Below are 25,784 nucleotides of genomic sequence, written 5' to 3' on the forward strand. Positions count from 1 at the left end.
ATGGCGATCGTCGACACCGGGGACATCCGGCTGCACGTCCAGCGCATGGGCCCGGCGGAGGGCCGTACCCCCCTCGCCACCGTGGTCCTCGTCCACGGGCTGCTCACCGACAGCCTGGCCAGCTACTACTTCACCGTGGCCCCCGCCTTCGCGGCCTCCGGCCTAGACGTGGTCATGTACGACCTGCGCGGGCACGGCCGCAGCGGCCGCCCGGCCGGCGGCTACACCCTCGACGACAACATCGACGACCTGGAGGGACTGCTCGACCGGCTGGCGGTCACCGGCCCGGTGCACCTCGTCGGCAACTCCTACGGCGGCACCATCGCCTTCGGCTACGCGGCCCGGCACCCGGAGCGCACGGCCAGTCTGACCCTCATCGAGTCCGAACCGGCGACCGCCGCCTGGGCGGCGAAGATCGGCGGCATCCTGCGCCGGGTCGTCACCGAACTCGCCCACAACGAGCCGGACGCGATCGCCTGGATCACCGCCAACCGCAGCCACAACACCGCCCGCCTGGCCAAGGGCGCGGCCCGGCTCGCCCGCGAGACCAGCCTCGGCCGGGACATCCCGGCCAGCCGGGTCCTGACCGAGGACCAGATCAGCGCCGTACGCTGCCCGGTCCTCGGGGTGTACGGCGGTGACTCCGACCTGGTGGGGGTGGTCCCGCTGAAGGAGGCCCTGCTGGCGGACTACCGGTCGGTGGTGCTGCCCGGCCACGAGCACTCCGTGCTGGTCGAGGCGGCCGGCACGGTCGGCGGACACATTCTGGAGCTGATCCACTCGGTCGGCGGGGCGCGGGCGGCCGGGGTCCGGTGAGCGGCTTCCTGTTCGTCGTGCCACCCCTGGTCGGGCACATCAATCCGGCCGTCGGCGTCGCCGCCGAACTCGCCGCGCGCGGGCACCGGGTGGCCTGGGTCTGCGCGGACGCCGGGCTGCTGCGCCGGCTGGCGGGGCCGCAGGCAAGGGTGTTCCCGTGCGCGGGGACGGCCGAGGGGGAGCGGCCCCCCGGCCTGCGCGGCGCGGAGGCGCTGAAGTTCCTCTGGGAGTGGTTCCTGGTGCCGCTGGCGGACGCCATGGCGCCCGGCGTACGGGCGGCCGCCGACGACTTTTGCCCCGATGTGGTGGTCGCCGACCAACAGGCCTTCGCCGGAGCCCTGGTGGCCGAGCGGCTGGGCCTGCCCTGGGCGACCTCCGCGACCACCTCCGCCGAGTTCGGCGGCGCCTACGACGGCATCCCCAAGGTCGCCGAGTGGCTCCGGGACCGGCTCACGGAACTACGGGCCCGCATCGGCGATCCGGCGGGCACCGCCGACCCGCGCTTCTCGCCGCGGCTCACCCTCGCCTTCACCACCCCCGAACTGGCGGGCCCCACCGGCCGGCCGGCGATCCGTTACGTGGGCCCGTCGATCTCCGAGCGGCCGGTCGCCGACGACGGCTTCCCCTGGGAGTGGCTGGACCCGAGCCGGGAACGGGTCCTCGTCTCCCTCGGCACCGCCAACGCGGACGTGGGCGGTCGTTTCCTCGCCGAGTGCCTGGCCGCCGTACGCGAACGGGCGCACCGGGTCCAGGCGTTGGTGGCCGACCCGGGAGGCACCCTGCCCCCGGTGACCGACGACAAGGACCTCCTGATCCTGCCGTCCCTGCCCCAACTCCCGCTGCTGGAAAGGGTCGACGCGGTCGTCTGCCATGCCGGGCACAACACGGTGTGCGAGGCCCTGTGGCACGGCGTCCCGCTGGTCGTCGCCCCCATCCGCGACGACCAGCCGGTGATCGCCGGACAGGTCGTGGACGCCGGCGCGGGCATCCGGGTCCGGTTCGGCCGGGTCACCGCCGCGCGGCTGGGCGAGGCCCTGGACACCGTCCTGTACGAGCCCGGCCCGCGCACCGCGGCGGCCCGGATCCGCACCGCGTTCCGCGCGGCCGGCGGCGCGCCGGCCGCCGCGGCCCACCTGGAACGCCTCGCCGCCGACCCGCACGCAAGGAGAGCCGATGAGCAAGCAGACTGAGATCGAGGCACTGCGCGCCGCCTACCGGAAGGACCTCGCCGAGGGCACCGACCGCTTCTTCGAACCCCGGCGCACCAGCTGCCCCTGGTGCGGCTCCGACCGGCTGACCACCCGGCTGCGCACCACCGACCTGCTCCAGCACAAGCCCGGCGCCTTCGTCCTCGACCGCTGCGCGGAGTGCGGACACACCTTCCAGAACCCGCGCCTCAACGAGACCGGCCTGGAGTTCTACTACCGCGACTTCTACGACGGCCTCGGCGAGCAGAAGATGAGCGGCACCTTCGGCGGCCGCACCAAGATGTACCAGGGCCGGGCCGCCTCGATGGTCCCGCACGACCCGACCCCCAAGAACTGGCTCGACGTCGGCACCGGCCACGGCCACTTCTGCGAGGCCGCCCGCGAGGTGCTGCCCGGCACCGCCTTCGACGGCCTCGACTTCACCGACGGCGTCGAACTCGCCGCCCGCGAGGGCCGCGTCGAGCACGCCTACCGCGGTGCCTTCCCCGACCTGGCCCCCGAACTCGCCGCCCGCTACGACGTGGTCAGCATGTTCCACTACCTGGAACACAGCACCGACCCCGACCGTGAACTGCGCGCCGCCCACGAGACGGTACGCCCCGGCGGCCACCTCCTCATCGAGGTCCCCGACCCCGAGAGCCGCTACGCCCGCCTGCTGGGCCGCTGGTGGCTGCCCTGGCTCCAGCCGCAGCACCTGCACTTCGTCCCGGTCGCCAACCTCCGCGCCCGCCTCACCGACCTCGGCTTCACGGTCGTCGCCGAGCAGCACGCCGAGGCCCACGACCCCGTCGACCTGCTGGCCGCCGTCTGGCTGGCCCTGGATCACACCGCCCCGCGCGAGGACGCCCCCTGGCTGCCGAGACCTCCCGGCGGCCTGCAGAAGACGCTCCGCGCCGCCCTGCTCCTCGCGGGCATCCCGGCCCTGATCGCCGGCACCCTCCTGGACCGTTTCGCCGTACGGCCGCTCTCGCAGCGCCTGCGCGTCTCCAACGCGTACCGCATCGTCGCCCGCCGCGACTGACGGCGCAGGGACGGCTCGGAGGACCTTCGGGACGGCTCTCAGAGCACCTTCGCGCGGATCATCGCCGACAGCACCAGGGCGCCCGGCAGCAGCGGCATCCAGTCGGTCAGCACGCGGTAGCCGATCACGGTCGCGGTGGCCACGGCCGGCGGGGAGCCGAACGCGGCCAGCGTGAACACCAGCGCCGCGTCCACCGCGACCCCGCCGGGCACCGGCACGGCACCCCCGGCGGTGCCCGCCGCCAGATACGCGAGGGTCACCTCCGGCCAGGACAGCCCGAGCCCGAGCGCCTGCCCGGTGCAGGCCAGCACGCTCGCCTGCACCAGCGGCATCGCCGCGGCCCCGCCCCACAGGGCCAGCACCCGGGAGGGCCGCGCGTGCACCGTCCGGGCATCGCTGAACGCACACCGCACCAGCCCGGTCAGCGGCCGCCGCAGCGGTCGTACGACGGCCGTCGCCACGCCCGCCAGGGTGACGCCGGCGGCGAGCGGGACCAGCACCGCGCCGTCCGGCACCAGCTCGCCCAGCCGCCGCCACGCGGACGAGGAGAGCAGGAACCCGATCAGCACGACCGCCTTCGCGCCCGACCTGGCCACCGAGTACAGCGCGACCGAGGCGGTGGCCCGCTCCAGGGGGACGCCCCGGGTGCGCAGGAAGCGCACGGTGACGGCGTGCGCGCCGAGCCCGGCGGGCAGTACGTGGTTGGCGGCCCCGGCGGCGAACTGCGAGGCCAGCAGCAGCCCCGGCGGCAGCCGGTCGGGCACGGCGCCCTGCCGCATGCAGGCGGCCACCACCCAGGTCAGGCAGGTGCAGGCGGCCGCGGCCAGCAGCCACGCCGGTTCGGCGCGGGCGAGCCGGGTGACGCCCTCGTACAGCAGGGACCGGTTGGTCAGCCCCCAGACCGCGGCGACGAGCAGCGGAGACAGGCACAGGGCGAGCCGGAGCGGACGGCCCGCCGCCGAGGGCGACGGCAGCGGGCGCGCGGGCGGCGCGTCGGAGCGGAGCGAGGACAGAGAGGACACGGGGACGTTGTCCTTCCACGGCGGGCCGGCGGTGGGGAGCCGCGGGCGAGCGGAGACGCCGGGAGCCTTCCCGTCCCGAATGACACCCGGATGTCCGAGAACCTAAGGCGGGAGGGCGGGCCGGTGCCACGGGCACGGCGGTACCCGGCGGAACCGGTAGCCTTCCTGGGGAAGGAGCACGCGACAGGGGAGGATCCGGCGGTGCACGTCCAGGAATGGCTCGACTCGGTGCCTGCGGTCGCCGTCTACGCAGTGGTGGCGCTGGTCATCGGACTGGAGAGCCTGGGCATCCCGCTGCCGGGCGAGATCGTCCTGGTCTCCGCCGCGCTGCTCTCCTCCCAGCACTCGGGCATCAACCCGATCGTCCTCGGCGCCTGTGCGACGGCCGGCGCGGTCATAGGCGACTCGATCGGCTACGCGATCGGCCGCAAGGGCGGCCGTCCGCTGCTGGCCTGGCTGGGCCGGAAGTTCCCGAGACACTTCAGCGAGGGCCACGTGGCCACCGCCGAGCGCTCCTTCGAGAAGTGGGGCATGTGGGCGGTCTTCTTCGGCCGCTTCATCGCCCTCCTCCGCATCTTCGCGGGCCCGCTGGCGGGCGTCCTGCACATGCCCTACTGGAAGTTCCTGACCGCCAACCTGCTCGGCGGCATCTGCTGGGCGGGCGGCACGACGGCGGTCGTCTACTACGTCGGCATCGTCGCGGAGGACTGGCTGAAGCGGTTCTCCTACGTGGGCCTGGCGGCCGCGGTCCTCTTCGGCCTGGCCTCGATGCTGATCGTGCAGCGCAGGGCGAAGAAGGCCCGGATCACGGAGAAGGAAACCGAACCTGTAGGCGCCGGGGACTGAAGCGCCCCAAGGGGGCGCGGGGCGTAGTCGATTTGCGGCTCCGCCGCGTGGGCGCGACAAGCCCCCACGCACCCGCACCCGCCGAACCACCTACTCATGCACCCCCCGATGCGTCTTGGCCAACTCCGCATACAAAGTCCCGTTAAGGGTCACCCCCTCCCGCTCTTCCCGGCTGAGCTCGCGCCGCACCTTCGCCGGCACCCCCGCCACCAACGACCCCGGCGGCACCTCCATCCCCTGCGGCACCAGCGCCTGCGCGGCCACCAACGACCCCGCCCCGATCACCGCCCCGTTCAGCACGGTCGCCCCCATCCCGATCAGGCAGTCGTCCCCGACGGTCGCCCCGTGCACGACCGCGTTGTGCCCGATGGACACCCGCTCCCCGATGCTCACGGGAAACCCCGGATCCGCATGCAGCGTCGCGTTGTCCTGCACATTCGCCTGAGACCCCACGGTGATCTTCTCGGTGTCCCCCCGGACCACCGCGCCGTACCAGACACTCGCCCCGGACCTCAGCGTCACGTCCCCGATCACAGAGGCGTTCGGCGCCACGAACACCTCGTCCTCGATCTGCGGCTCACGCCCCCCGATGCCCACGATCAGCGCCTTCTGCGTCACCACGGTCTCCCCTCGTCATCGATGTCCCCGGCAACCTAGCTCACCCCCTGGGGCGAAGATCACAGCAGCCCGCCCTCTTGAAGTCGGCGCCCGCTGAGTAGCGTGACTGCGTGCCGAAGCCCAAGAACACGTTCTCATTCTGGCGACATCGCCTCGCCCAACGCGCAGTCCACGCGGTCTGGGCCTGGGTCCAGCGCACCGGTTCGGTCACGGCCGAGCACCCGGCGGGGCTCCGCTTCGGCGCGATCGGCGAGGCCACCCGCCTCGCCTTCCCGCTCGGCACGGTCTTCGGCGAGCCGTGGATCCACCTCGGCTCGCACTGCATCGTCGGCGAACAGGTCACCCTCACCGCGGGCCTGATGCCCGACCTCGACCTCGGCCCCGACCCGATCCTGCGCATCGGCGACGGAGTGGTCCTCGGCCGCGGCAGTCACGTCATCGCGGACACGACGGTCACCATCGGCAGCGACTGCTACTTCGGCCCGTACGTCTACGTGACCTCCACCAACCACTCCTACGACGACCCGCACGAGCCCATCGGCAGGCAGTGGCCCCGTATGGAGCCGGTGGAGATCGGGCCGGGCTGCTGGATCGGCACCGGCGCGGTGATCCTGCCGGGCGCGCGGATCGGCCGCAACGTGGTGGTGGCCGCCGGCGCGGTGGTCCGCGGCACGGTGCCCGACCACGCCGTGGTGGCCGGCGCGCCCGCCCGGGTCGTACGCCGCTGGACGCCCGAGACCGGCTGGCAGCCGCCGCTGCGCACACCCCCGCCGGTGCCGATCCCGGCGGGCACCACGCCGGAGCAGCTGCGCGCCCTCGCGGAGCTGGCCGAGGAGGACGTGGCGCGGCTCGCCGCACTGGAACCCGAGAGCTGACCGGCCGCCGGTTCAGCCGGTGGCCGGCGCCGTCGGCTCAGCCCGTGGCCAGCAGCAACGTCCCCACCAGCGCCAGCCCGGCGCCGGCCGCCTGGATCGCGCGCAGCCGTTCGCTGAGGAAGCCGCGGGCCGCGAGCGCGGTGACCACCGGGTAGAGCGAGGCGAGCACCGCGGCGACGGTGACCGGGCCGTGCTGGGCGGCGATCGAGTACGTGCCGTTGGCCGCGACGTCGGCGAGACCGACGAAGCCCAGCGCCGGTAGCGCGGACCGGGCGAGGCCGCCCCGCGGCAGCGCCGGCGCGCCCCGCCGTACGGACAGCCACAGGGCGCCGCCGCCGGTCACGACGCTGGTCAGCCGCTGCACGAAGAGGGCCAGGAAGAGGCCGGTGACCGTGGTGGACGCCTCCGTGATCAGCGCGAACACGGTGCCGAAGCCGGCCGCCGAGACCAGGGTGAGCAGGATCGTCCGGCGCTGGACGGGCGCGCCGCGCAGCTGGGGGCCGCCGGCCAGGACCACCCCGGTGACGGCGACGGCGATGCCCGCGACCTGGAGCAGCCCCGGCCGCTCACCGAGGAACAGGCCGACCCCGACCGGGATGGCGACGCTCAGCGTGGCCAGCGGCGAGACCACCCCCATCGGGCCGAGGGCCAGGGCCTTGTAGAAGGAGAACAGCGCGACCGGTCCGACCAGACCCGCCGCGAACGCGAACCACAGCCGCGGCCCGGCCTCGCTCCAGCCGCCGGTGGCGACCACGATCACGCCCAGGACCACCGCCGCCAGGCCCTGTGACACGACGACCACCGTGAGCGCCGGGGCGCGTCGCGTGAGCAGCCCGCCGCCGAAATCGGCCAGTCCCCACAGGAGACTGGTGGTCAGGGCGAAGAATGCTGTCACGGCCCGCCTCGCAGTACAGTTCGGTGAACGATCAGGTACACCCCACCGTAGTTCGCCAAGTTGGACTATGTCATCCAAAATATTGGACCAGGATGCCCTCCGCAATGCTCTCCCCGATGGACGGAACGTGTCGGACCTCGACCTGCTGACCCAGTCCCTGGCCCGCAACGTCAAGCACTGGCGGGCGGTCCGCGGCTTCACCCTGGACGTGCTCGCGACCAGGGCCGGGGTCAGCCGCGGCATGCTGATCCAGATCGAGCAGGCCCGCACCAACCCCAGTATCGGCACGGTCGTCAAGATCGGTGACGCGCTCGGCATCAGCATCACCACCCTGCTCGACTACGAGCAGGGCCCGAAGGTGCAGATCATCCCCGCGGACAAGGCCGTACGGCTGTGGCACACCGAGGCCGGCAGCTACAACCGGCTGCTGGCCGGCACCGAGGCGCCCGGCCCGCTGGAGATGTGGGACTGGCATCTGATGCCGGGCGAGAGAAGTCCCTCGGAACCCCATCCCGCCGGCACGGTGGAGATCGTCCATGTCACCGCCGGTGAACTGACCCTCACCGTCGACGGCACCGAGTACCGCGTGCCGACGGGCGCCAGCGCCTCCTTCGAGGCCAACAGCGCCCATGTGTACGGCAACGCCGGTGACGTGCCGATGGAGATGGTGATGACCGTCTCCGTGCCGCCCGTGCCCTGAGCCTCGCGGGTCTGACTGTTAGCGTGCGGACATGCGCGCACCCATCGGAGACTTCGACACCGCCGTCCCCGCCCCCGACTGCCTCGACGACCTGATCGCGCCGGTGGCCGACGCCGTACGCGGCTGGACCGGCGCCGTACCCGCCGACCGGATCGTCTACGTCGAGACCGACCCGCGGTGGGCGGACACCGCGGTCTTCGTCGAACACTACGGGCAGGACCTGCTGGAGCGGTCGGCCAACTGCGTGGTGGTGGCGGGCAGGCGCGGTGCCGAGACCACCCTGGCGGCCTGTCTGGTGCTGTCCACGACCAAGGTGGACGTCAACGGTGTGGTCCGCCGCCAACTCGGCGCCCGCAAGGCCTCGTTCGCCGCGATGGACATCGCGACCGGCGCGACCGGCATGGAGTACGGCGGTATCACCCCCGTCGGACTCCCGCGCGACTGGCCGCTGTTGGTGGACTCGGCGGTGGTCGACCTGCCCTGTGTCCTGGTCGGCAGCGGCCGCCGCCGCGGCAAACTCCTGATTCCCGGCAAGGCGTTCGCCGAACTGCCGGGCGCGGTGGTGCTGGACGGGCTGGGCGTCTAGGAGAGGGCGTGCGCGTGGTGGGCCAGCGGCAGGTGCGGGTCCGCCTGGCCCGGTGCGGGCGCCGGATCCGCGTGCACCAGGGCCGCCGTCAGCCGCGGCACGGCGTGCAGCAGCGCGTGCTCCGCCGCGACGGCGATCGCGTGCGCCTGCCGTACGGTCGCCTCGCCGTCGACCACGACCGCCACCTCGGCGCGCAGCCGGTGCCCGATCCACCGCAACCGCAGCTCGCCCACCGCCCGCACCCCGGGCACCTCGCGCAGCGCGCGCTCGGCCCGGTCCGTCAACTCCGGGTCCACGGCGTCCATCACCCGCCGGAACACCTCGCGCGCCGCGTCCCGCAGCACCAGCACGATCGCCGCGGTGATCGCCAACCCCACCAGCGGATCCGCGAGCTGCCGGCCGAGGGCCGAGCCGCCGGCCCCCAGCAGGACGGCCAGTGAGGTGAATCCGTCGGTGCGGGCGTGCAGCCCGTCGGCCACCAGCGCGGCCGAGCCGATCTCCCGGCCCACCCGGATCCGGTACCGGGCCACCCACTCGTTCCCGGCGAACCCGGCGAGCGCGGCCACCGCGACCGCCGGGAGGTGCGTCACCGGGCGCGGATCCAGCAGCCGGTCGACCGCGGTCCAGGCGGCGAAGGCGGCCGACGCGGTGATCGTCAGCACGATCGCGATCCCCGCGAGGTCCTCGGCGCGCCCGTAGCCGTAGGTGAAGCGGCGGTTCGCCGCGCGGCGCCCGAGCACGAAGGCGATGCCCAGCGGTACGGCGGTCAGCGCGTCCGCCGCGTTGTGCACGGTGTCCCCGAGCAGGGCGACGGAACCGGACAGGACCACCACGGCCGCCTGCACGAGCGCCGTCACGCCGAGCACGGCCAGCGACACCCAGAGCGCCCGCATGCCCCGCGCCGAGGACTCCAGCGCGGGGTCGAGCTTGTCCGCCGTCTCGTGCGAGTGGGGCTTCAGGAGGTGGGTGAGGCGGTGCCGGAGACCGGCGGACGAGGGGTGGGCATGGGGTTCGGAGTGCGGGTGACCGTGGTGGTGGTCGTGGTGGCGGCTCCCGTCATGGCTGTGGTCATGGCTCGGGCGATGACTGTGGCCATGGCCGTCGGTGGGTTCGCCGTGCCGGTCGGAGGTGTGGGTGTGCTCGCGGGGGTGACGGTCGTCCGCGGGTGCGTGTTCGTGGTGGTGCCGGTCGCTCATGCGGCTCCCCTCTCCGGTGCGCGGGACGTGGACATCCGACGCCCACGACGCCATTATGTGCGTATGAGCGCACGCATGCACCTATCACCTGCGCATCATGCGCACCCGCGTACCCCCGGCGAGGAGCAGTTCGCGCTCGCCGCCGAGGTCCTCGCCCTGCTCGGCGACCGCACCCGGCTCACCCTGCTGCACGCCCTGACGACGGGAGAGGCCGACGTCGGCACGCTCACCGAGGTGTGCGGTGCGGCACGGCCCGCGGTCAGCCAGCATCTGGCCCGGCTGCGCCTCGCGGGTCTGGTGGGCACGCGCAAGGAGGGGCGCCGGGTGGTGTACTCGCTGCGCCACGGTCATCTGCGGCGGCTGGTCGACGAGGCGCTGAAGGTGGCGGACCACCGGCTGACCGAGACCGCCACCGCGGCGGACGGCTGAGCCTCGTCCTCGTATCAGAAGGCGGCGGCCGCTCCGAGGTACTGCTCGGCGAAGGCCGTCGCCGCGGCGCGTGAGGTGAAGAGCCTGCGCAGCCGGGCCAGGCTGGTGCCCGCGAGGAACGGATCGCCGGAGGCCGTGCCGTGGTAGATGCCGGACAGGAAGTGCGAGAACTCCTGGTAGTCCCAGACCCGGCGCAGGCAGGCGTGGGAGTAGCCCTCCAGGCCGGTGTCGTCGCCCTTCGTGGCGTGCGCGGCGAGTGCGTCGCCCAGCAGGAAGGCGTCGTGCAGGGCGAGGTTCATGCCCTTGGCGGCGATCGGGGCGGTCAGGTGCCCCGCGTCACCGGCCAGGAAGAGACGGCCGAACACCATCGGTTCGACCACGTAGTCGTGCATGTCCAGCACCCGCTTCTCGGTCAGCCGCCCCTCGGTGAGCGGCGGTGCGCCTGCCGCACCGAGCCGTTCGCGCAGCTCGCCCCAGACCCGGTCGTGCGACCAGCTCTCCGGATCGTCGCCCGGCGGGCACTGGAGGTAGTAGCGGGTGACCTCGGGGCTGCGCGCCATGTGCCCGGCGAAACCGTTCGGATGGACGCCGAACAGCACACAGTCCGAGGACGGCGGCGCCTCGGCGAGCAGGGCCAGCCATGCGATGCCGTGGTCCTGCCGGGCGATCCGTACCCGCCCGTCGGGTATCGCGTCCCGGGTCACCCCGCGCGCCCCGTCGCAGCCCGCCACGAACTCGCAGTGCAGGACGTGCCGTTCGCCGGTCGTGGGGTCGAGGTAGGACACGGCGGGGTCCGACTCCAGGTCGTGCAGCGTGACGTCCCGCACCCCGAACCTGATGTCGCCGCCACGCACGTCGGCGTACTCCCGCACCAGGTCGGTCACCAGCAACGGCTGCGGATAGACGTAATGGTGATGATCCGTCAGTTCGCTGTAGTCGAACCGGAACCGCTCGCCTCCGAACCGGAACTCGCACGCGCTGTGCACCTGGGCCCGGGCCGTCAGGCTGTCGGCGAGGCCGCGCTGCCGGAGCCCGCGTACGGCCCACTCCTCGATGACCCCGGCCCGCGGCCGGGTCTCGATGAACCGTCTGCTCTCGGTCTCCAGGACCACACAGTCGACGTCGGCGGCCCGCAGGATGTTGCCGACGGTCAGTCCGGCGGGTCCGGCACCCACGACGACGACCGTACGGCGCTCTTGGGAGGGGGAGTTGGTGTGGGAGGAGGGGTGAGTCACCCCCGCATTATGACGGTGTCCCGTCAGCCGCGGCGGTGTGGCCACGGCTGACGGGACACCGGTGAGAAGGAGAGGTCAGTGCGCCGGGGCGTCGGTGACCACGACCTCGTCGATGCTGCGCTCGATGTCCTGGGCCGTGGAGGCGGTGGCCTTGGCCCAGTAGTAGATGCCGATCGAGAAGACGGCGATGACCACGATGTCCCACCACAGCGCGATGTTGTTCTGTCCGCCGAAGCTGCCCTGCCAGGAGATCAGGCCCAGGCCGATCAGATAGACGGGCAGCCACTGCGCGGCCCGGAAGTCCAGCCGGGGCGCGTCCGGCAGGTTCCTGCTGTGGGCGTAGAAGGCGTAGCCGCCGAGCAGCAGGTAGCCGAGGATGATCGCGAGGCCGAGCCGCCACAGGATGTCCCAGCCGGACCAGTAGATGATCAGGTTGGCGACCACGAACGACAGCGGCGAGATCACCTTGCCGAAGGGCAGCCGGTACGGGCGCTCGTGCTGCGGCAGCTTGTCGGCGAAGACGCCGTACGCCAGCGGGGCGCCGGCGTACATCAGCACGCTCGCCGAGGTGATGAAGCCGACCAGCTGCTGCCAGCTCGGGAACGGCAGGAAGCAGATCACGCCGGTCACGAAGGACATGATGAGACCGAACCACGGCACACCGCGGGAGTCTGTCCGGGTGAAGATCTTCGGCGCGTAGCCGTTCTTCGCCAGGCCGTAGGAGACGCGGGAGGTGGCGGTGGTGTAGATGAGGCCGGTGCCACCGGGGGAGATGATCGCGTCCAGGTAGAGGACCCAGGCCAGCCAGCCGAGGCCCACCAGGGTGGCGAGGCCGGCCCACGGGCCGCTGATGCCCTCGTACGCGAGGTGGCCCCAGCCGCGCGCGAAGGTGCTGTGCGGCAGCGCGGCGATGAACACGACCTGGAGCAGGACGTAGATGACGGCGCCGATCGCGACCGAGCCGAGGGTGGCGCGCGGCAGGTCCTTCTTCGGGTTGCGGCTCTCACCGGCCAGCTGGATGGCCTGCTCGAAGCCGAGCAGCGCGAAGATGATGCCGCTGGTGCTGATCGCGGTCAGTACGCCCTTGGCGCCGAAGGGTGCGAAGCCCTCCGAGTGGAAGTTGCCCGGGTGGAAGTTGCCGATCGCGATGATGAAGATCGCGGCCAGCGGGACGGCGATCTTCCACCAGGTCGCCGCGCTGTTGGTGTGCGCGAGGACCCGGACGCCGAAGAAGTTGACGCCGACGAACAGGGCCATGAGCACGACAGCGGCCAGCAGGCCGCTCGCGGTCAGGGTGCCGTCGCTGTGCTGGAGGTGCTGGGCCCACTTCCAGTGACCGGCGTAACCGATCATGGCTTCGACCTCGATCGGCGCCACGGTCGCCGCCTGCAGCCAGGAGAACCAGCCGAAGGACATGCCGGCCAGGCCACCGAACGCGTAGTGCGGGTAGCGGGCGGTACCGCCGGCCACCGGGAACATGCCGCCGAGTTCGGCGTGCACCAGTGCCAGGAGCACGATCGCGATGGCGCCGATCACCCACGAGATGATCGCCGCGGGGCCGGCCACACCGACCGCCTTCTCGGCGCCGTACAGCCATCCGGAGCCGATGATCGAGCCCACAGAGGCCCACATCAGGCCGATGAGCCCGACGTCCCGCCTCAGACCGCCCGAAGGTGTGGTGTCCTCCGTCGCGGCATTCTCGACACTCACCATGTCAAGTGGCCTCTCAGTTTCTGAACGCAGCTTTAACGAGCAAGAGGGCACAACTTAAGGGCGCGTGTCGCAACCGGAGAAGAGTGTTGCCGAAGATTTGACCCTCGATCTTTCCTGTCTTGGTAAAAGCTTTTACACAGGTCAGAGAGGGTCACGGAATGTCCGTATTCAGTGGCGATATGTGAGAAGAGGGTAAGACAGGCAAGCTCAGATCTTCCTCAAATCCGGCTCAGATCCGGCCCAGGCGCGGTATTTCGATGGCCGGGCAACGGTCCATGACCATGTCCAGACCCGCGGCCCGCACCCGCTCGTACGCCGCCTCGTCGACCACCCCGAGCTGGAACCACACCGCCTTCGCGCCCCTCGCCACCGCCTCGTCCGCGACCGGCCCGGCCAGGTCGCTGTTGACGAAGACATCGACCACGTCGATCTCGAAGGGGATCTCCGCGAGGGACGCGTAACCCCGCTCGCCGTGCACCGTCTCCGCCTTCGGGTGGACCGGCACGATCCGCTTGCCGAACCGCTGCAGCACCTGCGCCACCCCGTACGCCGCCCGTCCCCGGTTGGCCGACAGGCCGACCACCGCCCAGGTGTCGCCCGTCCCGGTCAGAATCCTGCGGATCGTCGCTTCGTCGCCGTACACCGTCGGCCTCCTCGGCCCTGGGGAACATTCGCCGTGGCCAACAGCGGCCGCCGGACCCTGATTCCCTGTCCCGGGCCCGGTCCGCGCAGTACCGTCGAGGCAGTCCGCGAGGCAGGGGGTGTCGCATGTCCCGCATGTCCCGCCACGGTGACCCGAATCGGCGCAAGGTGCCTCCGTACGGCCCTCCGCCCGCCTACGCTCAGCCCGTGCTGCGCATCCTCGACGCCAAGACCGGTGAGACCGTCCCCGCCGTCCCCGCCCGCCGTGCCCTGACCCGGGTGGAGGCGCATGCCTCCGGGTACGACCTGACGGCCCTGCGGGTCCTGCTCACCACCGACCTCCTGCTGCGCGCGCTGGAACTCGGCGGCACCCCGGTCCTGCCCCTGCTCACCGCCGACCGCCACCAGGCCGAGCTGCACGCGGCCGCCACCACCCTCGGCATCCGTCCCTTCGAGGACGGCCGCGACCTCGCCGCGGGACTGGGCGAGGCACAGGTCGTGCGTGTCGCGGCCGCGGGCGGCACGGTGGGCGGCGCCGGCGTGACCGTCGCCGTCGCCCCGGCCGGCGGCCCCGGGGCCGGCGTCCTCAACATGCTCGCCGACCCCGCCGCCCTCCGGCTGGCCCTTCTCGACGCCCCGCGCGGCGCCGCCGTCCACCTCGGCGCCGGCGCCCTCGACGAGGCCGCACGGCGGCTCGGCGGGCTGCGGCAGTCGGTGGCGCGATGGGCGCGCAGCCCCTCGCGGCCGGTGCCCGAGAAGGTACGGGGACGGCTGCGCGACGCCTGGGAGGACGACCTGGACGTGCCCGCGGTGCTCGCCGTGCTGCGCTGGATGGAGAACCAGCCCGAGATCCCGGCCGGCGCCCGCTTCGAGACCTGCGCCTACGCCGACCGGCTGCTCGCCCTCGACCTCACCAGCGACCTCGGGCGGGCGCTGTGACCACCCGGGCGGGCGCGGGCCCGCTGCGCCGCCTGGTCGTCCTGCGGCACGCCAAGTCGGCCTGGCCCGAGGGCGTCCCGGACCGGCTCCGCCCGCTGGCGGAACGCGGCCGACGCGACGCCCCCGCGGCCGGCCGTGCCCTCGCCGAGTCCGACTGCCTGCCCGACCTCGCGGTGTGCTCCACCGCGGTGCGCGCCCGGCAGACCTGGGAGCTGGCCGCCGGCCAGTGGGGCACGCCGCCGCCGGTCCGCCACGACCGGCGGGTGTACGCGGCCGGCGTACCCGACCTGCTGGCGGTCGTGCGCGAGGTGCCGGCCGAGGTGGAGACGCTGCTGCTGGTCGGACACAACCCCGGCCTGGAGGAACTCGTCCTCGACCTCGCGGGCGACGGCCTCGGCGACACCCTGGAGCAGGTGCGCAAGAAGTTCCCGACGTCCGCGATCGCCGTCCTCGCCTGGCACGGCACGACATGGGCGGCCCTGGCCCCGGGGACGGCGCTGCTGACGGAGGTGACGGTGGCGAGGGGGCGCAAGGGCTAGCGGACGGGTCCGCATAGGCTGGGCGGATGCAGGACGAGTACCGCACAGTCGCCCGCGCGGGCACGCACGAGACCGAGGTCAACCGCTCCCGTTTCCTGTGCAGCCTCGCCCCGGCCGCCACCGAGCAGGAGGCCCAGGACTTCCTCGCGGCGGTCCGCAGGGAGCACGCCGACGCCACCCACAACTGCTGGGCCTACGTCATCGGCGCCGACGCCGCCACCCAGCGGGCCGGCGACGACGGCGAACCGGGCGGCACCGCCGGCGTCCCCATGCTCCAGATGCTGCTGCGCCGCGACATGCGGTACGTCGTCGCCGTCGTCACCCGTTACTACGGCGGCGTCAAGCTCGGCGCCGGCGGGCTCATCCGCGCCTACGGCGGTGCGGTCGGCGAGGCCCTCGACGCCGTCGGCACCCGCACCAGGCGCCGCTTCCGGCTCGCCACCGTGACCGTCGACCACCAGCGCGCCGGCAAGATCCAGAACGATCTGCGGGCCACCGGCCGCGACGTCCGCGACGTCCGCTACGGCGAGGCCGTCACCATCGGGATCGGCCTGCCGGACGCCGACGTGGCCGCCTTTTGTGCCTGGCTCGCCGACGCGACGGCGGGCACGGCGACCCTCGAACTGGGCGGAGAGGCTTACGGAGACGCGTGAGCCGGGGGTGAAATGCGTTAGCGTGGCGGGTGTTGACGGGGAAGTCCTCGTACCGGTTCATGGGTATGTGTGCCGGTTTGTTCGGGTCGAATAGGTGCACTAGGGGCAGGCGTGCAGGTCGAGGTGGTCTCGTGAGGATCCTGCACACGTCCGACTGGCATCTGGGCCGGGCGTTCCACCGCGTGAACATGCTCGATGCCCAGACCGAGTTCATCGGCCACCTCGTGACCACCGTGCGCGAGCACGCCGTCGACGCCGTGGTGGTGGCGGGAGACGTGTACGACCGCGCGGTGCCGCCGCTCGCCGCGGTGGAACTCTTCGACGACGCCCTGCACCGGCTCGCCGCCCTCGGTGTGCCCACGGTGATGATCTCCGGCAACCATGACTCCGCCCGCCGCCTCGGCGTCGGCGCCGGTCTCATCGACCGCGCGGGCATCCACCTGCGCACCGAGCCAGCGGCCTGCGGCACCCCGGTGATGCTCGCCGACGCCTTCGGGGACGTCGCCTTCTACGGTCTGCCGTATCTCGAACCCGCCCTGGTCAAGGACGAGTTCGCCGTCGACAGGGCCGGGCACGAGACGGTGCTGGCCGCCGCCATGGACCGGGTCCGCGCCGACCTCGCCGCCCGCGCCCCCGGCACCCGCTCCGTGGTCCTCGCACACGCCTTCGTCACCGGCGGCGAGCCCAGCGACAGCGAACGGGACATCACGGTGGGCGGAGTGGCCGCCGTCCCGGCGGGCGTCTTCGACGGCGCCGACTACGTGGCCCTCGGCCACCTGCACGGCTGCCAGACCCTCACCCCCCGCGTCCGCTACTCCGGCTCCCCGCTCGCGTACTCCTTCTCCGAGACCGACCACCGCAAGAGCATGTGGCTCGTCGACCTCGCCGCCGACGGCACGGTCACCGCCGAGCGCCTCGACTGTCCGGTGCCGCGCCCGCTGGCCCGCATCCGCGGCACCCTGGACGACCTGCTCGCCGACCCCGCCCTCACCCCCCACCAGGACGCCTGGGTCGAGGCCACCCTCACGGACCCGGTCCGCCCCGCCGACCCCATGGCCCGCCTCGGCGACCGCTTCCCGCACACCCTCAGCCTGGTCTTCGCCCCCGACCGGGCCTCGGACGACCCCGACGTCACCTACGCCCGCCGGCTGGCCGGCCGCACCGACCGGCAGATCGCCGAGGACTTCGTCGCCCACGTGCGCGGCGCGGGCCCCGACGCACACGAACTGGCCGTTCTGGGCGAGGCGTTCGACGCGGTACGCGCGGACGCCGTGGTACGTGAGGTGGCCCGGTGAACGACCCCACGCACCGCCCGAGCACGGCAGCCGGGCACCCGCACCGCACCCCGGAGACGGCCGCATGAGGCTCCACCGGCTCGACCTCACCGCCTTCGGACCCTTCGGCGGCTCCCAGAGCGTCGACTTCGACGAGCTCTCCGCCGCCGGGCTCTTCCTCCTGCACGGCCCGACCGGCGCCGGCAAGACCTCCGTCCTGGACGCCGTCTGCTACGCCCTCTACGGCACCGTCCCCGGCGCCCGGCAGAGCGGCCAGGGACTCACCCTGCGCAGCGACCACGCGGACCCGGCCACCCGCACCGAGGTCCGCCTCGAACTGACCGTCGCCGGACGCCGGTTGGAGATCACCCGGCAGCCCCCCTGGGAACGCCCCAAGAAGCGCGGCGCGGGCACCACCCTGGACAAGGCCCAGACCTGGCTGCGCGCGTACGACGCCACGGCCGGTGCCTGGCAGGACCTCAGCCGCTCCCACCAGGAGATCGGTGAGGAGATCACCCAGCTGCTCGGCATGAGCCGCGAGCAGTTCTGCCAGGTCGTGCTCCTGCCCCAGGGCGACTTCGCCCGCTTCCTGCGCGCCGACGCCGGCGCCCGTGGCCAGCTGCTCGGCCGGCTCTTCGACACCCAGCGCTTCGCCGACGTCGAGAAGCGCCTCGCCGAGCGCCGCAGGACGACCGAGGCCCGGGTCCGGGACGGCGACTCCGCACTGCTGGCCGACGCGCACCGCATGCAGCAGGAAGCGGGCGACACGATGGAGCTGCCGGACCTGGCCCCGGGCGAGCCCGGACTGGCCCCGGCCGTCCTCGCCGCCGCGGCCGTGGCCCGCAGCACCGCACGGGAGCACCTCGCCATCGCCCACTGCCGGCTCAGCGCCGCCGAGTCCGCCCAGTTCGCGGCCGATCGCGCGCTGGCCGACGCACGCGAACTGGCCCGGTTGCAGGAGCAGTTCGCACACGCGCGGCAGCGGGCCGTACGGCTGGAGGAGGGGGCCGGGGAGCACCGGGCGGCGCTGGCCCGGATGGAGCGGGCGCGGAAGGCGGCGGAGGTGGCGCCGGCGCTGGAGCTGCGGGAGGCCGCCGAGTCGGGACACCGCACGGCGGCCGCCGCCGAGGCGCGGGCGCGTGCGCTGCTGCCGGAGAGCCTGGCGGGAGCCGGTGCGGCGGGGCTCGTCGCCGCCGCCCACCGGGCCGCCGGGGAACTGGGCGGCCTGGAGTCCGCGCGCCGGGCCGAGCGACGGCTCGCCGACGTCGTCGACGAGCGCGGCCGGCTCCACCGGCAGGAACGGGACGACGAGGACGTCCTGCGCGAGGCTTCGGGCTGGCTCGCCGGCTGGGACGCCGGGCGCGCGGAACTCCAGGCCCGTATCGACTCCGCCCAGGAGGCCGCGACCCGCGCCGAGCAGCTCGCCGTCCAGCGCGAGCCCGCCCGCCGGCGGCTGGAGACGGCGCGGCTGCGGGACGAGCTGGGCCGGGACACCGACGAGGCCCAGCGTGCGGCCCTGGCCTCCGCACAACAGGCCGTCGAGGCCCGGACGCACTGGCTCGACCTCAAGGAACAGCGGCTGAACGGCATCGCCGCCGAACTGGCCGCGCAGCTCGCCGAAGGCGAACCGTGCGCCGTCTGCGGGGCCACCGAACACCCGGCACCGGCCGAGAAGTTCGCGGGCCACGTCGACCGCGCGGCCGAGGAACGCGCGCTCGCCGCCCACCAGGACGCCGACGAACGGCGCGCCCGGGACGAGCGGCGGCTCGGCACCGTACGCGAGGCACTGGCCGCCGCCACCGCCGAGGCCGGCGACACCCCGACCGCTCGACTGGCCGCCCAGGCGGACGAGTTGGAGCGGGAGTACACCCAGGCGCGGCGGACCGGCTCCGCCCTGCACGCGGCCCACGAGGAACTGCGGCTGGCCGAGCAGGAACGCGAGCGCCGGCTGGCCGAGCGGCAGCAGGCCGAGGTCCGGGCCGCCGCACGGCTGACCCGGCGCGAGGTCCTGGACACGGAACAGACCGCCCTGGAAACGGAGTTGGTCCAGGCCCGGGGAAGCGCGGCCAGCGTGTCCGTACGGGCCGCGCAGCTGGAGCGGCAGGTGGCGCTGCTCACCGACGCCGCCGACGCCGCGCGCGCCGCCGAGGACACCGCCCGGCATCTGAAGGACACCGACGCCCGGCTCGCCGACGCCGCCTACCGGGCCGGGTTCGACACTCCGCAGGCCGCGGCGGCCGCCCGTCTCGACGACACCGCCCATCGCGAGCTCCAACGGCGCCTGGACGAACGGCAGTCCGAGGAAGCCGCGGTGCGTGCCGTGCTGGCGGAGGCCGACACCGCGGCCGCCGCCCAGCGGCCGCCCGCCGACCTCGAAGCGGCGGACCGCACCGCCGCCGTCGCCGCCCGGCGGCTGCGCGACGCCGCCTCCGCCCGTGACCGGTCCGTCCGCCGCTGCGCCGAACTCGACCGGCTGTCCGCCCGCGCCACCGAGGGCGTGCGCCGACTCGCCCCGCTGCGCGAGGAGTACGACCGGGTCGCGCGGCTGGCCGGGCTCACCGCGGGCACCTCCGCCGACAACGAGCGCCGGATGCGCCTTGAGTCGTACGTCCTGGCCGCCCGCCTGGAACAGGTCGCCGCCGCGGCGACCGTACGGCTGCGGCGCATGTCGTCCGGCCGCTACACCCTGGTCCACTCCGACGACCGCACCGGACGCGGCCGCAGCGGCCTCGGACTGCACGTCGTCGACGCCTGGACCGGACGCGAGCGGGACACCGCGACCCTGTCCGGCGGCGAGACCTTCTTCGCCTCCCTCGCGCTCGCCCTCGGCCTCGCGGACGTCGTCACCGACGAGGCGGGCGGCGTCCGCCTCGACACCCTCTTCATCGACGAGGGCTTCGGCAGCCTCGACGACCAGACCCTGGACGAGGTCCTCGACGTCCTCGACTCCCTCCGGGAACGCGACCGCAGCGTCGGCATCGTCAGCCACGTCGCCGACCTGCGCCGCCGCGTCCATGCCCAACTGGAGGTGGTGAAGGGCAGATCGGGCTCGGCGCTGCGGCAGCGCGGGGTCTGAGTGTGCGGCGTGCGCCGCTTGAAGTGCGGCGATGTGCCGTGCGGCGGCTGCGGCGCCGTCGTGGCTGGTCGCGCAGTTCCCCGCGCCCCTTCAGGACGCCCTACGTACCGACCGCCCGGCGGGGCAGTGGCGATGAGTAGACGACGCTCGTCGTCACCGAGCCCAGGGTGCCGATCCTGCCGGAGATCTCCTCCAGGTGGCGCATCGAGCGGGCGGTGACCTTGATGACGAAGCAGTCGTCGCCCGTGACGTGGTGCGCCTCCAGGATCTCGGGGGTGGCGGCGACCAGGTCGTGGAAGGGCCTGTAGTTGGCGTTCGGGTAGCGCAGCCGGACGAAGGCGAGGATCGGCAGGCCGAGGCGCTCCGGGTCGACCACGGCCGTGTACCCCTGGATGACGCCGGTCTCCTCCAGTCGGCGCACCCGCTCGGTCACCGCGCTCGGGGACATCGCGACGGCCCGCGCCAGCTCGGCGAAGCTGGCCCGGCCCTCACGCTGGAGGACGTCGAGGATGCGCCGGTCGGTGGCATCCGGGGAAAACTCGGTCATGGGGGAGGGATAGCAGGGAATCCCCGGCCGTTCAAGGTGACAGCCGGGGATCGTGCCTTCAGGGCGGGCGCTCGCCGCCGTAGATTTCCGGTCATGGAGATCACCGCCCCGGCGTTCGGCGAGAGGCCCGACATGACCGTCAGCACCGTCAACCCCGTTCTGCGCATCGCCCCCGCCGCCCCCGCCGAGGCCGCCGCCCACTTCCGGGCGAGCCTCGCCTGCCACGCCGACGTCTCCGACGTGGCCGCCGCCCTCGCCGCCGGCGGTGACCCCGGCTTCGTCGTCGTGGACTCCCGCTCCACCGAGTCCTGGGACCAGGGACACATCCCGGGCGCCGTGCACCTGCCGACCGCGCTCGTCCCCGAGCAGGCCGCCGAACTCCTCGACCGGACCGTGCCCGTGGTGACGTACTGCTGGGGTCCCGGCTGCGACGGCGCGACCCGAGCCGCCCTCGCGCTGGCCGAACTCGGCTACCAGGTCAAGGAGATGCTCGGCGGCTTCGAGTACTGGGTGCGTGAGGGCTTCGAGTTCGAGACCTGGCGGGGACGGGACCGGCGCGCCCCCGACCCGCTCACGGCACCCGTCGCGGGCGACTGCGGTTGCTGATTCCCGGAGGCGAACCTGTGCCCTCGCTGTCCGTGTAGGTTCACCCCCATGACTCGATATGCGGATCCAGGCGCGGTGGAGTGGGTGGAGTCGGGCGGCGGCCCGCTGGTGGCGGTGCCGGAGACGGTCCTGCCGTTCTGGGCCGGCGCCGACAGCGAGGACCTGGCCACCGACTACGACCGGGCCTGCGAGGTCGACGGCTATGTCGGACTGCTCCCGGTCGGGGACAGCACGGCCCTGGTCCTCGGCGACGAACCCGCCTCGACGTCGTTCCTGCCGGACCACGGCACCTTCGTACGCTGGTCCGCCGCCAACTCGGAGGAGGAACTCCTGGCCCAGGTGCCCGCCGCCCTCGACGGCGCCGTGTGGGAGAACGAGATCCGCTGGCAGGTCCCGGGCCCCGTCGTCCTGTTCGACTCCGCCTGGCCGGGCGGCGAGGCCGAGGGCGGTGACCATCTGCGGGTCCCGCTGGAACCCGGCACCTACGCGGTGCGCGCCGCCTACACCAGGCCCGGCCCGGAAACCTGGCTGGGCCTGGTGCAGTTGCGACGACTGCAACCCTGACGGAGTGTCATTTGATGCCGTCGACCGCGATGTTGAGGTGCCGCGGGCCGCGCAGCACCGCGTTCGGCCGGTACGGCGGCGGGTCCTCCACCAGCCGGGGGCCGTCGAGCCTGCGGGCCAGCTGGGACAGCGCGATCTGGGCCTCCAGGCGGGCCAGCGGGGCACCGAAACAGCTGTGGATGCCGCTGCCGAAGCCGAGGTGCTGGATGTCCTGGCGGTCCGGGTCGAACCGGTCGGGATCCGTGAACCGGTGCGGATCCCGGTTGCCCGCGCCCAGCACGAACCAGATGCGCGAACCCTTGGGAATGGTCACCCCGTGCACCTCCAGGTCGGCGATGCAGGTGCGCTGCGGCAGCAGTTGCACCGGCGGCTCGTAGCGCAGCAGCTCCTCCACGATCCGCACCGACAGCCCCGGGTCGTCGCGCAGCCGCTCCAGGTACTGCGGGTACCGCAGCAGCGTCAGCATGCCGTTGGTGATGAGGTTGACCGTCGTCTCGTGCCCGGCGATGAGCAGCAGCACCGTGGTGCTGAGCACCTCCATGGTCGTCATGGAGCCGTCCGGGCCATGACTGTGCACCAGGTCGGACAGCATGTCGTCGCGGGCTTCCCTGTGGCGCTGCTCCACCAGCCCGTTCAGGTACATGCCGAGCTGGAGCCGGGCCTCCTGCGCGGCCTTCTCGGAGTCGGCGGCCGTACGGGTGTCGGGGTCCAGACCGGCGACGATCGGGTCGACCCAGGCCCGGAAGCGGGGCTCGTCCTCGCGCGGCACGCCGAGCAGCCGGCAGATCACGGTCACCGGGAAGGGGTACGCGACCTGGTCGACCAGGTCGAACTCCCGGGCGTCCCCGAGGCCGTCGACCAGCCCGGTGACGATCTCCTCCAGCTGGCCCCGCATGTTGTCGATCCGGTACGGCTGGTGCGGCGGCCCGAAGGAGCTGTTGGCGATCCGGCGCAGCCGGTCGTGCTCCGGCGGGTCGAGCCGGATGAAGCTCGGCGGCAGCCCCGTCGCCTCCGGGCCGGACAGCTCGTCCGCCCCGGGCGCGGCCAGGTTGGCGGCGTCCGAGCTGATCCGCGGATCATGGAGCAGGGCCTCGATGTCGTGATAGGTGCTGATGAGGTAGGGGCCGTCCTCCTCCTCGTGCAGCACCGGCGTCTTGCGGAGTTCCTCGTACAGCGGGTAGGGGTTGGCGCGGTTCGCGAAGTCGGTGATCTGGCGCAACATCGAGGTCTGCGGCATGACAGTTCCTTGCAGCGTCGGGGCCGGGGCGCGGTCAGTGGCGGGCGGGGTGGAAGACCAGCTGCTGGTCGGTCGGCGAGTAGCCGCTCAGGGTCACCATGGGGCCGTGCGTCGGCAGGGCCGGGTCCGGGAAGTCGGCGCCGACCGGCACCCGCCCCTCGGGACGGCGGTCCACGGTGGGGAACTCCACCGGGAACGGCCCACCCTTCTCGATCTGCCGCTGGTAGAACTCCAGCCACCGGGTGTTGTCGAAGCTCACCGCGGCGATCGTGCGGCCCTGGTAGCCGTACACCCCGACGAACCGGCGCTCGGCCAGCGAACCCTGCGTGATCATGATCTGGTCGCCCATCGGGGGCACCCCGACCGACTTGATGTTCACGCCGAACTGCGACGACCAGAACGCCGGCACCCACAGGTGCGGCTTCCGCTCGGCGCTCGGGCTGATCATGTTGTGCGCGGCGGTCTCGGCCTGGGCGACCGCGTTGCCCCAGTGCTCCAGGGACAGGAACTGGTAGCCGAACAGCGCGTGCGGGGACCGGGCGACATCGCCGGCGACGAAGATGTCGTCGGTGACGATGCCGCGGAAGTCGAAGGCACGGCAGCCGGCGTCGCAGGCGATGCCGCGCGGGCCCGCGCCGAGACCGGAACCGGTCAGCCACTCGGTGTTGCGGGTCGCGCCCAGCGACACGATCACCACGTCCGCCTCGACGATGCTCTCGTCGGACAGATGGACCGCTCGCACCCGTCCGGCCGGGTCGCCCTCCAGCGCGGTGACCATGACGCCGGTGCGCAGGTCCACCCCGTTCTCGCGGTGCATCTCGGCCGCGACCGCGCCGATCACCCCGCCGAGGGCGCCCACCAGCGGCGCGCCCGCGCGTTCCGCGACGGTGACCGGGATCCCCTGCTCCCGGCAGGCCGAGGCGATCTCCGACCCGGTGAACCCGGCGCCGATCACGAACACCCGGCGCGGCCCCGCCTTCAGCCGTCGCAGCAGCGCGGCCGCGTCGTCCCGGGTGCGCAGCGTGAACACACCCTCCAGGCGGTCCTCGTCCTCCTTGGGCCAGGGCCGGGCGCTCACTCCGGTGGCGATCAGCAGCCGGTCGTACTCGACCTCGTCGCCGTCGGCCAGCCGGATCCGCTTGGCCTCGACGTCCAGACCGGTGGCCGCGACACCGAGCCGCCACTTCGCGTCGATCTCCCGGCGGTGCGGCAGTTCGGTGTGGTGCGGGGCAGCCCTGCCGAGCAGCACCGCCTTGGACAGCGGCGGCCGGTCGTAGGGCTCGTACGGCTCGTCGCCGATCATGGTGAGCTCGCCGGCGAAGCCCTCGGCGCGCAGCGTCTCGGCGCCCCGCAGCCCGGCCAGCGAGGCCCCCACGATGACGATCCGGCCCTCGCGCCGCAGCCAGTCGAGATAGTCAGTGGGCGGCATCGGAGGTCCCTCCCGCGAATCCGTCCAGACCGTCGGCGGTGATCGCCTGCACCGGGCAGGCGGCGACGGCGCGCGCCACCCGCTCCCGTTGCTCCCGCTCGGCCTGTGGGTTGTAGACGAGCGACTCCTCGCCGTGCATGGCGAAGACGTCCGGAGCGAGGAACGCGCACTGCGCGTATCCCTGACATCTGTTGAGGTCGACGACAAGGCGCATCATGGCTCCGCCCTTCCGGTGGCCAGGTCCGGTGCGTACCGCGGTCCGCCGTCCCGGTCTCGGACGGCGGAGAACTCCCCGCACGCCAGCATGGGAGCCCGGCCCGGCGGTCGCGCGCCGGGGCCCGCCGATCGGGTGAGCCCTCAGGCCGCGGGGGCCGCTGGGGCCGCGGGGGAGCGGCGGAGGCTCTCCATGACGATGTACGCGCTGAGCAGCAGCGACCAGGCGGGGAAGACCAGTTCGGCCCAGGGCACCGCGGACGACACGAACAGCAGGACCAGGGTGGTGAGGAAGCCCAGCAGCGTGAGCCAGCGCGGCAGGATGCCCAGGCGGTGCCCGATCACCGACGCGGAACAGGCGAAGACGGCCGCCATCCGCATCGCGTACCCGGTCATCAGCGTGTACGCGAGGTGCTGACCGAAGTCCCAGGTGGGCCGGGACGGCGAGGTACCCGCCGGATGAGCGGTGTCCAGGACGGCCGCGGCCGTCGCGGCGGCGGCGAACATCGTGGCCGTGAAGACCAGGCCGCTGCCGAGGAACACGGTGGCCATGAACCGGTCCTCGGCGTCGCCGACATGCGAGCGGACGGCGCCGACGAACCACAGGAAGAAGATCCCGGCGAACGGCACCAGCATCAGGGCCGCACGGACGGCGCTCAGCTGGGCGGGATCCGGCCGCTGGGCGCTGACCGCGTCGGCGCCCTGCGGGATGCCCAGCCGGATCAGCACCATGGCGGCGGCGAGCAGCAGTGCGAAGACGATCCCGGCCACGCCGGCGGCGCGTGGGGTCTGCAACGGCTGCCGTGGCGGCGTGGAGGTCTGCATGCGCTGCTCGCTTCCCGTGTCCGGTGGCCCCCGGGCACCAGCAAGCCCCCTGCCACCGGCCGCCGCCACCGGAGCACCCC

The 25,784-nt window shown here is 73.2% G+C and carries 27 protein-coding genes; 15 read left to right on the forward strand and 12 right to left on the reverse strand.

Going from position 1 to position 25,784, the window contains the following annotated elements:
* From IEZ11_RS34005 to IEZ11_RS34015, 3 genes are read left to right on the forward strand one after another with little or no spacing between them, the layout of a single operon-like run.
* Complete coding sequence (locus tag IEZ11_RS34005; protein ID WP_189266803.1) at window positions 1-816, forward strand: alpha/beta fold hydrolase; 816 nt, start codon at window positions 1-3, stop codon at window positions 814-816.
* Window positions 813-2,006, forward strand: a complete 1,194-nt coding sequence (locus tag IEZ11_RS34010) for a glycosyltransferase (protein ID WP_189266804.1) — start codon at window positions 813-815, stop codon at window positions 2,004-2,006. The genes IEZ11_RS34005 and IEZ11_RS34010 overlap by 4 nt, the downstream gene beginning before the upstream one ends.
* Window positions 1,990-3,045, forward strand: coding sequence for a class I SAM-dependent methyltransferase (locus IEZ11_RS34015; RefSeq protein ID WP_189266805.1), 1,056 nt, complete (start codon window positions 1,990-1,992; stop codon window positions 3,043-3,045). The genes IEZ11_RS34010 and IEZ11_RS34015 overlap by 17 nt, the downstream gene beginning before the upstream one ends.
* Before the next feature lie 38 nt (window positions 3,046-3,083).
* Here the strand turns inward: IEZ11_RS34015 and IEZ11_RS34020 are convergent, their stop codons facing one another.
* Window positions 3,084-4,067 (reverse strand): lysylphosphatidylglycerol synthase transmembrane domain-containing protein, encoded by a 984-nt coding sequence (locus tag IEZ11_RS34020; protein WP_229713523.1) that lies wholly within the window; start codon window positions 4,065-4,067, stop codon window positions 3,084-3,086.
* 201 nt (window positions 4,068-4,268) lie between these two features.
* Between IEZ11_RS34020 and IEZ11_RS34025 the strand changes: the two genes are divergently transcribed.
* Complete coding sequence (locus IEZ11_RS34025) at window positions 4,269-4,913, forward strand: DedA family protein (RefSeq protein ID WP_189266806.1); 645 nt, start codon at window positions 4,269-4,271, stop codon at window positions 4,911-4,913.
* A gap of 90 nt (window positions 4,914-5,003) precedes the next feature.
* Here IEZ11_RS34025 and IEZ11_RS34030 read toward each other — a convergent pair whose 3' ends face one another.
* Window positions 5,004-5,531 (reverse strand): gamma carbonic anhydrase family protein, encoded by a 528-nt coding sequence (locus IEZ11_RS34030; protein ID WP_189266882.1) that lies wholly within the window; start codon window positions 5,529-5,531, stop codon window positions 5,004-5,006.
* 110 nt (window positions 5,532-5,641) lie between these two features.
* On the opposite strand from IEZ11_RS34030, the gene IEZ11_RS34035 reads away from it, so the two are divergent.
* Entirely contained in the window at window positions 5,642-6,406 is a 765-nt protein-coding gene (locus IEZ11_RS34035; protein ID WP_189266807.1) for an acyltransferase, read from the forward strand.
* A 37-nt stretch (window positions 6,407-6,443) separates the two neighbouring features.
* Here IEZ11_RS34035 and IEZ11_RS34040 read toward each other — a convergent pair whose 3' ends face one another.
* A complete protein-coding gene (locus tag IEZ11_RS34040) occupies window positions 6,444-7,301 on the reverse strand; it encodes a DMT family transporter (RefSeq protein WP_189266808.1) in 858 nt (285 codons plus the stop codon).
* Between the two features lie 127 nt (window positions 7,302-7,428).
* Between IEZ11_RS34040 and IEZ11_RS34045 the strand changes: the two genes are divergently transcribed.
* Both IEZ11_RS34045 and IEZ11_RS34050 read left to right on the forward strand, forming a co-directional pair.
* The gene (locus tag IEZ11_RS34045) at window positions 7,429-8,001 is read left to right on the forward strand and encodes an XRE family transcriptional regulator (protein WP_189266809.1); all 573 of its coding nucleotides are present in this window, start codon (window positions 7,429-7,431) and stop codon (window positions 7,999-8,001) included.
* A 31-nt stretch (window positions 8,002-8,032) separates the two neighbouring features.
* Window positions 8,033-8,587, forward strand: a complete 555-nt coding sequence (locus IEZ11_RS34050; protein ID WP_189266810.1) for a YbaK/EbsC family protein — start codon at window positions 8,033-8,035, stop codon at window positions 8,585-8,587.
* Here IEZ11_RS34050 and IEZ11_RS34055 read toward each other — a convergent pair.
* A complete protein-coding gene (locus tag IEZ11_RS34055; protein WP_189266811.1) occupies window positions 8,584-9,783 on the reverse strand; it encodes a cation diffusion facilitator family transporter in 1,200 nt (399 codons plus the stop codon). The genes IEZ11_RS34050 and IEZ11_RS34055 overlap by 4 nt on opposite strands.
* Before the next feature lie 75 nt (window positions 9,784-9,858).
* Here IEZ11_RS34055 and IEZ11_RS34060 point away from each other — a divergent pair, with 75 nt between their 5' ends.
* A complete protein-coding gene (locus IEZ11_RS34060; protein WP_189266812.1) occupies window positions 9,859-10,212 on the forward strand; it encodes an ArsR/SmtB family transcription factor in 354 nt (117 codons plus the stop codon).
* A 14-nt stretch (window positions 10,213-10,226) separates the two neighbouring features.
* On the opposite strand, the gene IEZ11_RS34065 is transcribed toward IEZ11_RS34060, so the two are convergent.
* The 3 genes from IEZ11_RS34065 to IEZ11_RS34075 all read right to left on the reverse strand — a co-directional run bounded on the left by IEZ11_RS34065 (window position 10,227) and on the right by IEZ11_RS34075 (window position 13,803).
* Window positions 10,227-11,447, reverse strand: a complete 1,221-nt coding sequence (locus IEZ11_RS34065) for a 4-hydroxybenzoate 3-monooxygenase (RefSeq protein ID WP_189266813.1) — start codon at window positions 11,445-11,447, stop codon at window positions 10,227-10,229.
* 75 nt (window positions 11,448-11,522) lie between these two features.
* Window positions 11,523-13,160 (reverse strand): APC family permease, encoded by a 1,638-nt coding sequence (locus IEZ11_RS34070; protein WP_373295011.1) that lies wholly within the window; start codon window positions 13,158-13,160, stop codon window positions 11,523-11,525.
* Window positions 13,161-13,389: 229 nt separating this feature from the next.
* Window positions 13,390-13,803: a CoA-binding protein gene (locus IEZ11_RS34075; RefSeq protein WP_189266814.1), complete on the reverse strand. Its 414-nt coding sequence runs from the start codon at window positions 13,801-13,803 to the stop codon at window positions 13,390-13,392.
* 206 nt (window positions 13,804-14,009) lie between these two features.
* Between IEZ11_RS34075 and IEZ11_RS34080 the strand changes: the two genes are divergently transcribed.
* The 5 genes from IEZ11_RS34080 to IEZ11_RS34100 all read left to right on the forward strand — a co-directional run bounded on the left by IEZ11_RS34080 (window position 14,010) and on the right by IEZ11_RS34100 (window position 20,283).
* The gene (locus tag IEZ11_RS34080; protein ID WP_189266815.1) at window positions 14,010-14,741 is read left to right on the forward strand and encodes a hypothetical protein; all 732 of its coding nucleotides are present in this window, start codon (window positions 14,010-14,012) and stop codon (window positions 14,739-14,741) included.
* Window positions 14,738-15,280 carry a SixA phosphatase family protein gene (locus IEZ11_RS34085; protein WP_189266816.1) on the forward strand — a complete coding sequence of 181 codons (543 nt, stop codon included), beginning with the start codon at window positions 14,738-14,740 and terminating at the stop codon, window positions 15,278-15,280. The genes IEZ11_RS34080 and IEZ11_RS34085 overlap by 4 nt, the downstream gene beginning before the upstream one ends.
* Before the next feature lie 26 nt (window positions 15,281-15,306).
* Window positions 15,307-15,933 carry a YigZ family protein gene (locus tag IEZ11_RS34090; protein ID WP_189266817.1) on the forward strand — a complete coding sequence of 209 codons (627 nt, stop codon included), beginning with the start codon at window positions 15,307-15,309 and terminating at the stop codon, window positions 15,931-15,933.
* A 131-nt stretch (window positions 15,934-16,064) separates the two neighbouring features.
* On the forward strand, window positions 16,065-17,228 hold the full coding sequence (locus tag IEZ11_RS34095; protein ID WP_189266818.1) for an exonuclease SbcCD subunit D: 1,164 nt from the start codon (window positions 16,065-16,067) through the stop codon (window positions 17,226-17,228).
* Between the two features lie 64 nt (window positions 17,229-17,292).
* Window positions 17,293-20,283, forward strand: coding sequence for an AAA family ATPase (locus IEZ11_RS34100; RefSeq protein WP_189266819.1), 2,991 nt, complete (start codon window positions 17,293-17,295; stop codon window positions 20,281-20,283).
* 100 nt (window positions 20,284-20,383) lie between these two features.
* Here IEZ11_RS34100 and IEZ11_RS34105 read toward each other — a convergent pair whose 3' ends face one another.
* Window positions 20,384-20,830, reverse strand: a complete 447-nt coding sequence (locus IEZ11_RS34105; protein ID WP_189266820.1) for an Lrp/AsnC family transcriptional regulator — start codon at window positions 20,828-20,830, stop codon at window positions 20,384-20,386.
* Window positions 20,831-20,962: 132 nt separating this feature from the next.
* Between IEZ11_RS34105 and IEZ11_RS34110 the strand changes: the two genes are divergently transcribed.
* Window positions 20,963-21,436 carry a rhodanese-like domain-containing protein gene (locus IEZ11_RS34110; RefSeq protein WP_189266884.1) on the forward strand — a complete coding sequence of 158 codons (474 nt, stop codon included), beginning with the start codon at window positions 20,963-20,965 and terminating at the stop codon, window positions 21,434-21,436.
* Window positions 21,437-21,484: 48 nt separating this feature from the next.
* A complete protein-coding gene (locus IEZ11_RS34115) occupies window positions 21,485-22,000 on the forward strand; it encodes an immunity 21 family protein (RefSeq protein WP_189266821.1) in 516 nt (171 codons plus the stop codon).
* A 7-nt stretch (window positions 22,001-22,007) separates the two neighbouring features.
* Here IEZ11_RS34115 and IEZ11_RS34120 read toward each other — a convergent pair whose 3' ends face one another.
* From IEZ11_RS34120 to IEZ11_RS34135, 4 genes are all read right to left on the reverse strand, one after another.
* Entirely contained in the window at window positions 22,008-23,237 is a 1,230-nt protein-coding gene (locus tag IEZ11_RS34120) for a cytochrome P450 (RefSeq protein WP_189266822.1), read from the reverse strand.
* Between the two features lie 34 nt (window positions 23,238-23,271).
* Window positions 23,272-24,666 (reverse strand): NAD(P)/FAD-dependent oxidoreductase, encoded by a 1,395-nt coding sequence (locus IEZ11_RS34125; protein ID WP_189266823.1) that lies wholly within the window; start codon window positions 24,664-24,666, stop codon window positions 23,272-23,274.
* A complete protein-coding gene (locus IEZ11_RS34130) occupies window positions 24,653-24,880 on the reverse strand; it encodes a ferredoxin (RefSeq protein ID WP_189266885.1) in 228 nt (75 codons plus the stop codon). Before IEZ11_RS34130 ends, IEZ11_RS34125 begins: the two co-directional genes overlap by 14 nt.
* A gap of 143 nt (window positions 24,881-25,023) precedes the next feature.
* Window positions 25,024-25,704 carry a hypothetical protein gene (locus IEZ11_RS34135; RefSeq protein WP_189266824.1) on the reverse strand — a complete coding sequence of 227 codons (681 nt, stop codon included), beginning with the start codon at window positions 25,702-25,704 and terminating at the stop codon, window positions 25,024-25,026.
* Window positions 25,705-25,784 lie beyond the last annotated feature (80 nt).

The sequence above is a fragment of the Streptomyces fuscichromogenes genome (genome assembly GCF_014645815.1).
In the GTDB taxonomy this organism is placed as follows: Bacteria; Actinomycetota; Actinomycetes; order Streptomycetales; family Streptomycetaceae; genus Streptomyces; species Streptomyces fuscichromogenes.

Coding starts and splice junctions, on each gene's coding strand:
- IEZ11_RS34005 (WP_189266803.1), top strand. CDS start 1: ATGGCGATCGTCGACACCGGGGACATCCGGCTGCACGTCCAGCGCATG.
- IEZ11_RS34015 (WP_189266805.1), top strand. CDS start 1,990: ATGAGCAAGCAGACTGAGATCGAGGCACTGCGCGCCGCCTACCGGAAG.
- IEZ11_RS34050 (WP_189266810.1), top strand. CDS start 8,033: ATGCGCGCACCCATCGGAGACTTCGACACCGCCGTCCCCGCCCCCGAC.
- IEZ11_RS34055 (WP_189266811.1), bottom strand. CDS start 9,783: ATGAGCGACCGGCACCACCACGAACACGCACCCGCGGACGACCGTCAC.
- IEZ11_RS34060 (WP_189266812.1), top strand. CDS start 9,859: ATGCACCTATCACCTGCGCATCATGCGCACCCGCGTACCCCCGGCGAG.
- IEZ11_RS34070 (WP_373295011.1), bottom strand. CDS start 13,160: ATGGTGAGTGTCGAGAATGCCGCGACGGAGGACACCACACCTTCGGGC.
- IEZ11_RS34090 (WP_189266817.1), top strand. CDS start 15,307: ATGCAGGACGAGTACCGCACAGTCGCCCGCGCGGGCACGCACGAGACC.
- IEZ11_RS34100 (WP_189266819.1), top strand. CDS start 17,293: ATGAGGCTCCACCGGCTCGACCTCACCGCCTTCGGACCCTTCGGCGGC.
- IEZ11_RS34105 (WP_189266820.1), bottom strand. CDS start 20,830: ATGACCGAGTTTTCCCCGGATGCCACCGACCGGCGCATCCTCGACGTC.
- IEZ11_RS34110 (WP_189266884.1), top strand. CDS start 20,963: ATGACCGTCAGCACCGTCAACCCCGTTCTGCGCATCGCCCCCGCCGCC.
- IEZ11_RS34115 (WP_189266821.1), top strand. CDS start 21,485: ATGACTCGATATGCGGATCCAGGCGCGGTGGAGTGGGTGGAGTCGGGC.
- IEZ11_RS34120 (WP_189266822.1), bottom strand. CDS start 23,237: ATGCCGCAGACCTCGATGTTGCGCCAGATCACCGACTTCGCGAACCGC.
- IEZ11_RS34125 (WP_189266823.1), bottom strand. CDS start 24,666: ATGCCGCCCACTGACTATCTCGACTGGCTGCGGCGCGAGGGCCGGATC.
- IEZ11_RS34130 (WP_189266885.1), bottom strand. CDS start 24,880: ATGCGCCTTGTCGTCGACCTCAACAGATGTCAGGGATACGCGCAGTGC.
- IEZ11_RS34135 (WP_189266824.1), bottom strand. CDS start 25,704: ATGCAGACCTCCACGCCGCCACGGCAGCCGTTGCAGACCCCACGCGCC.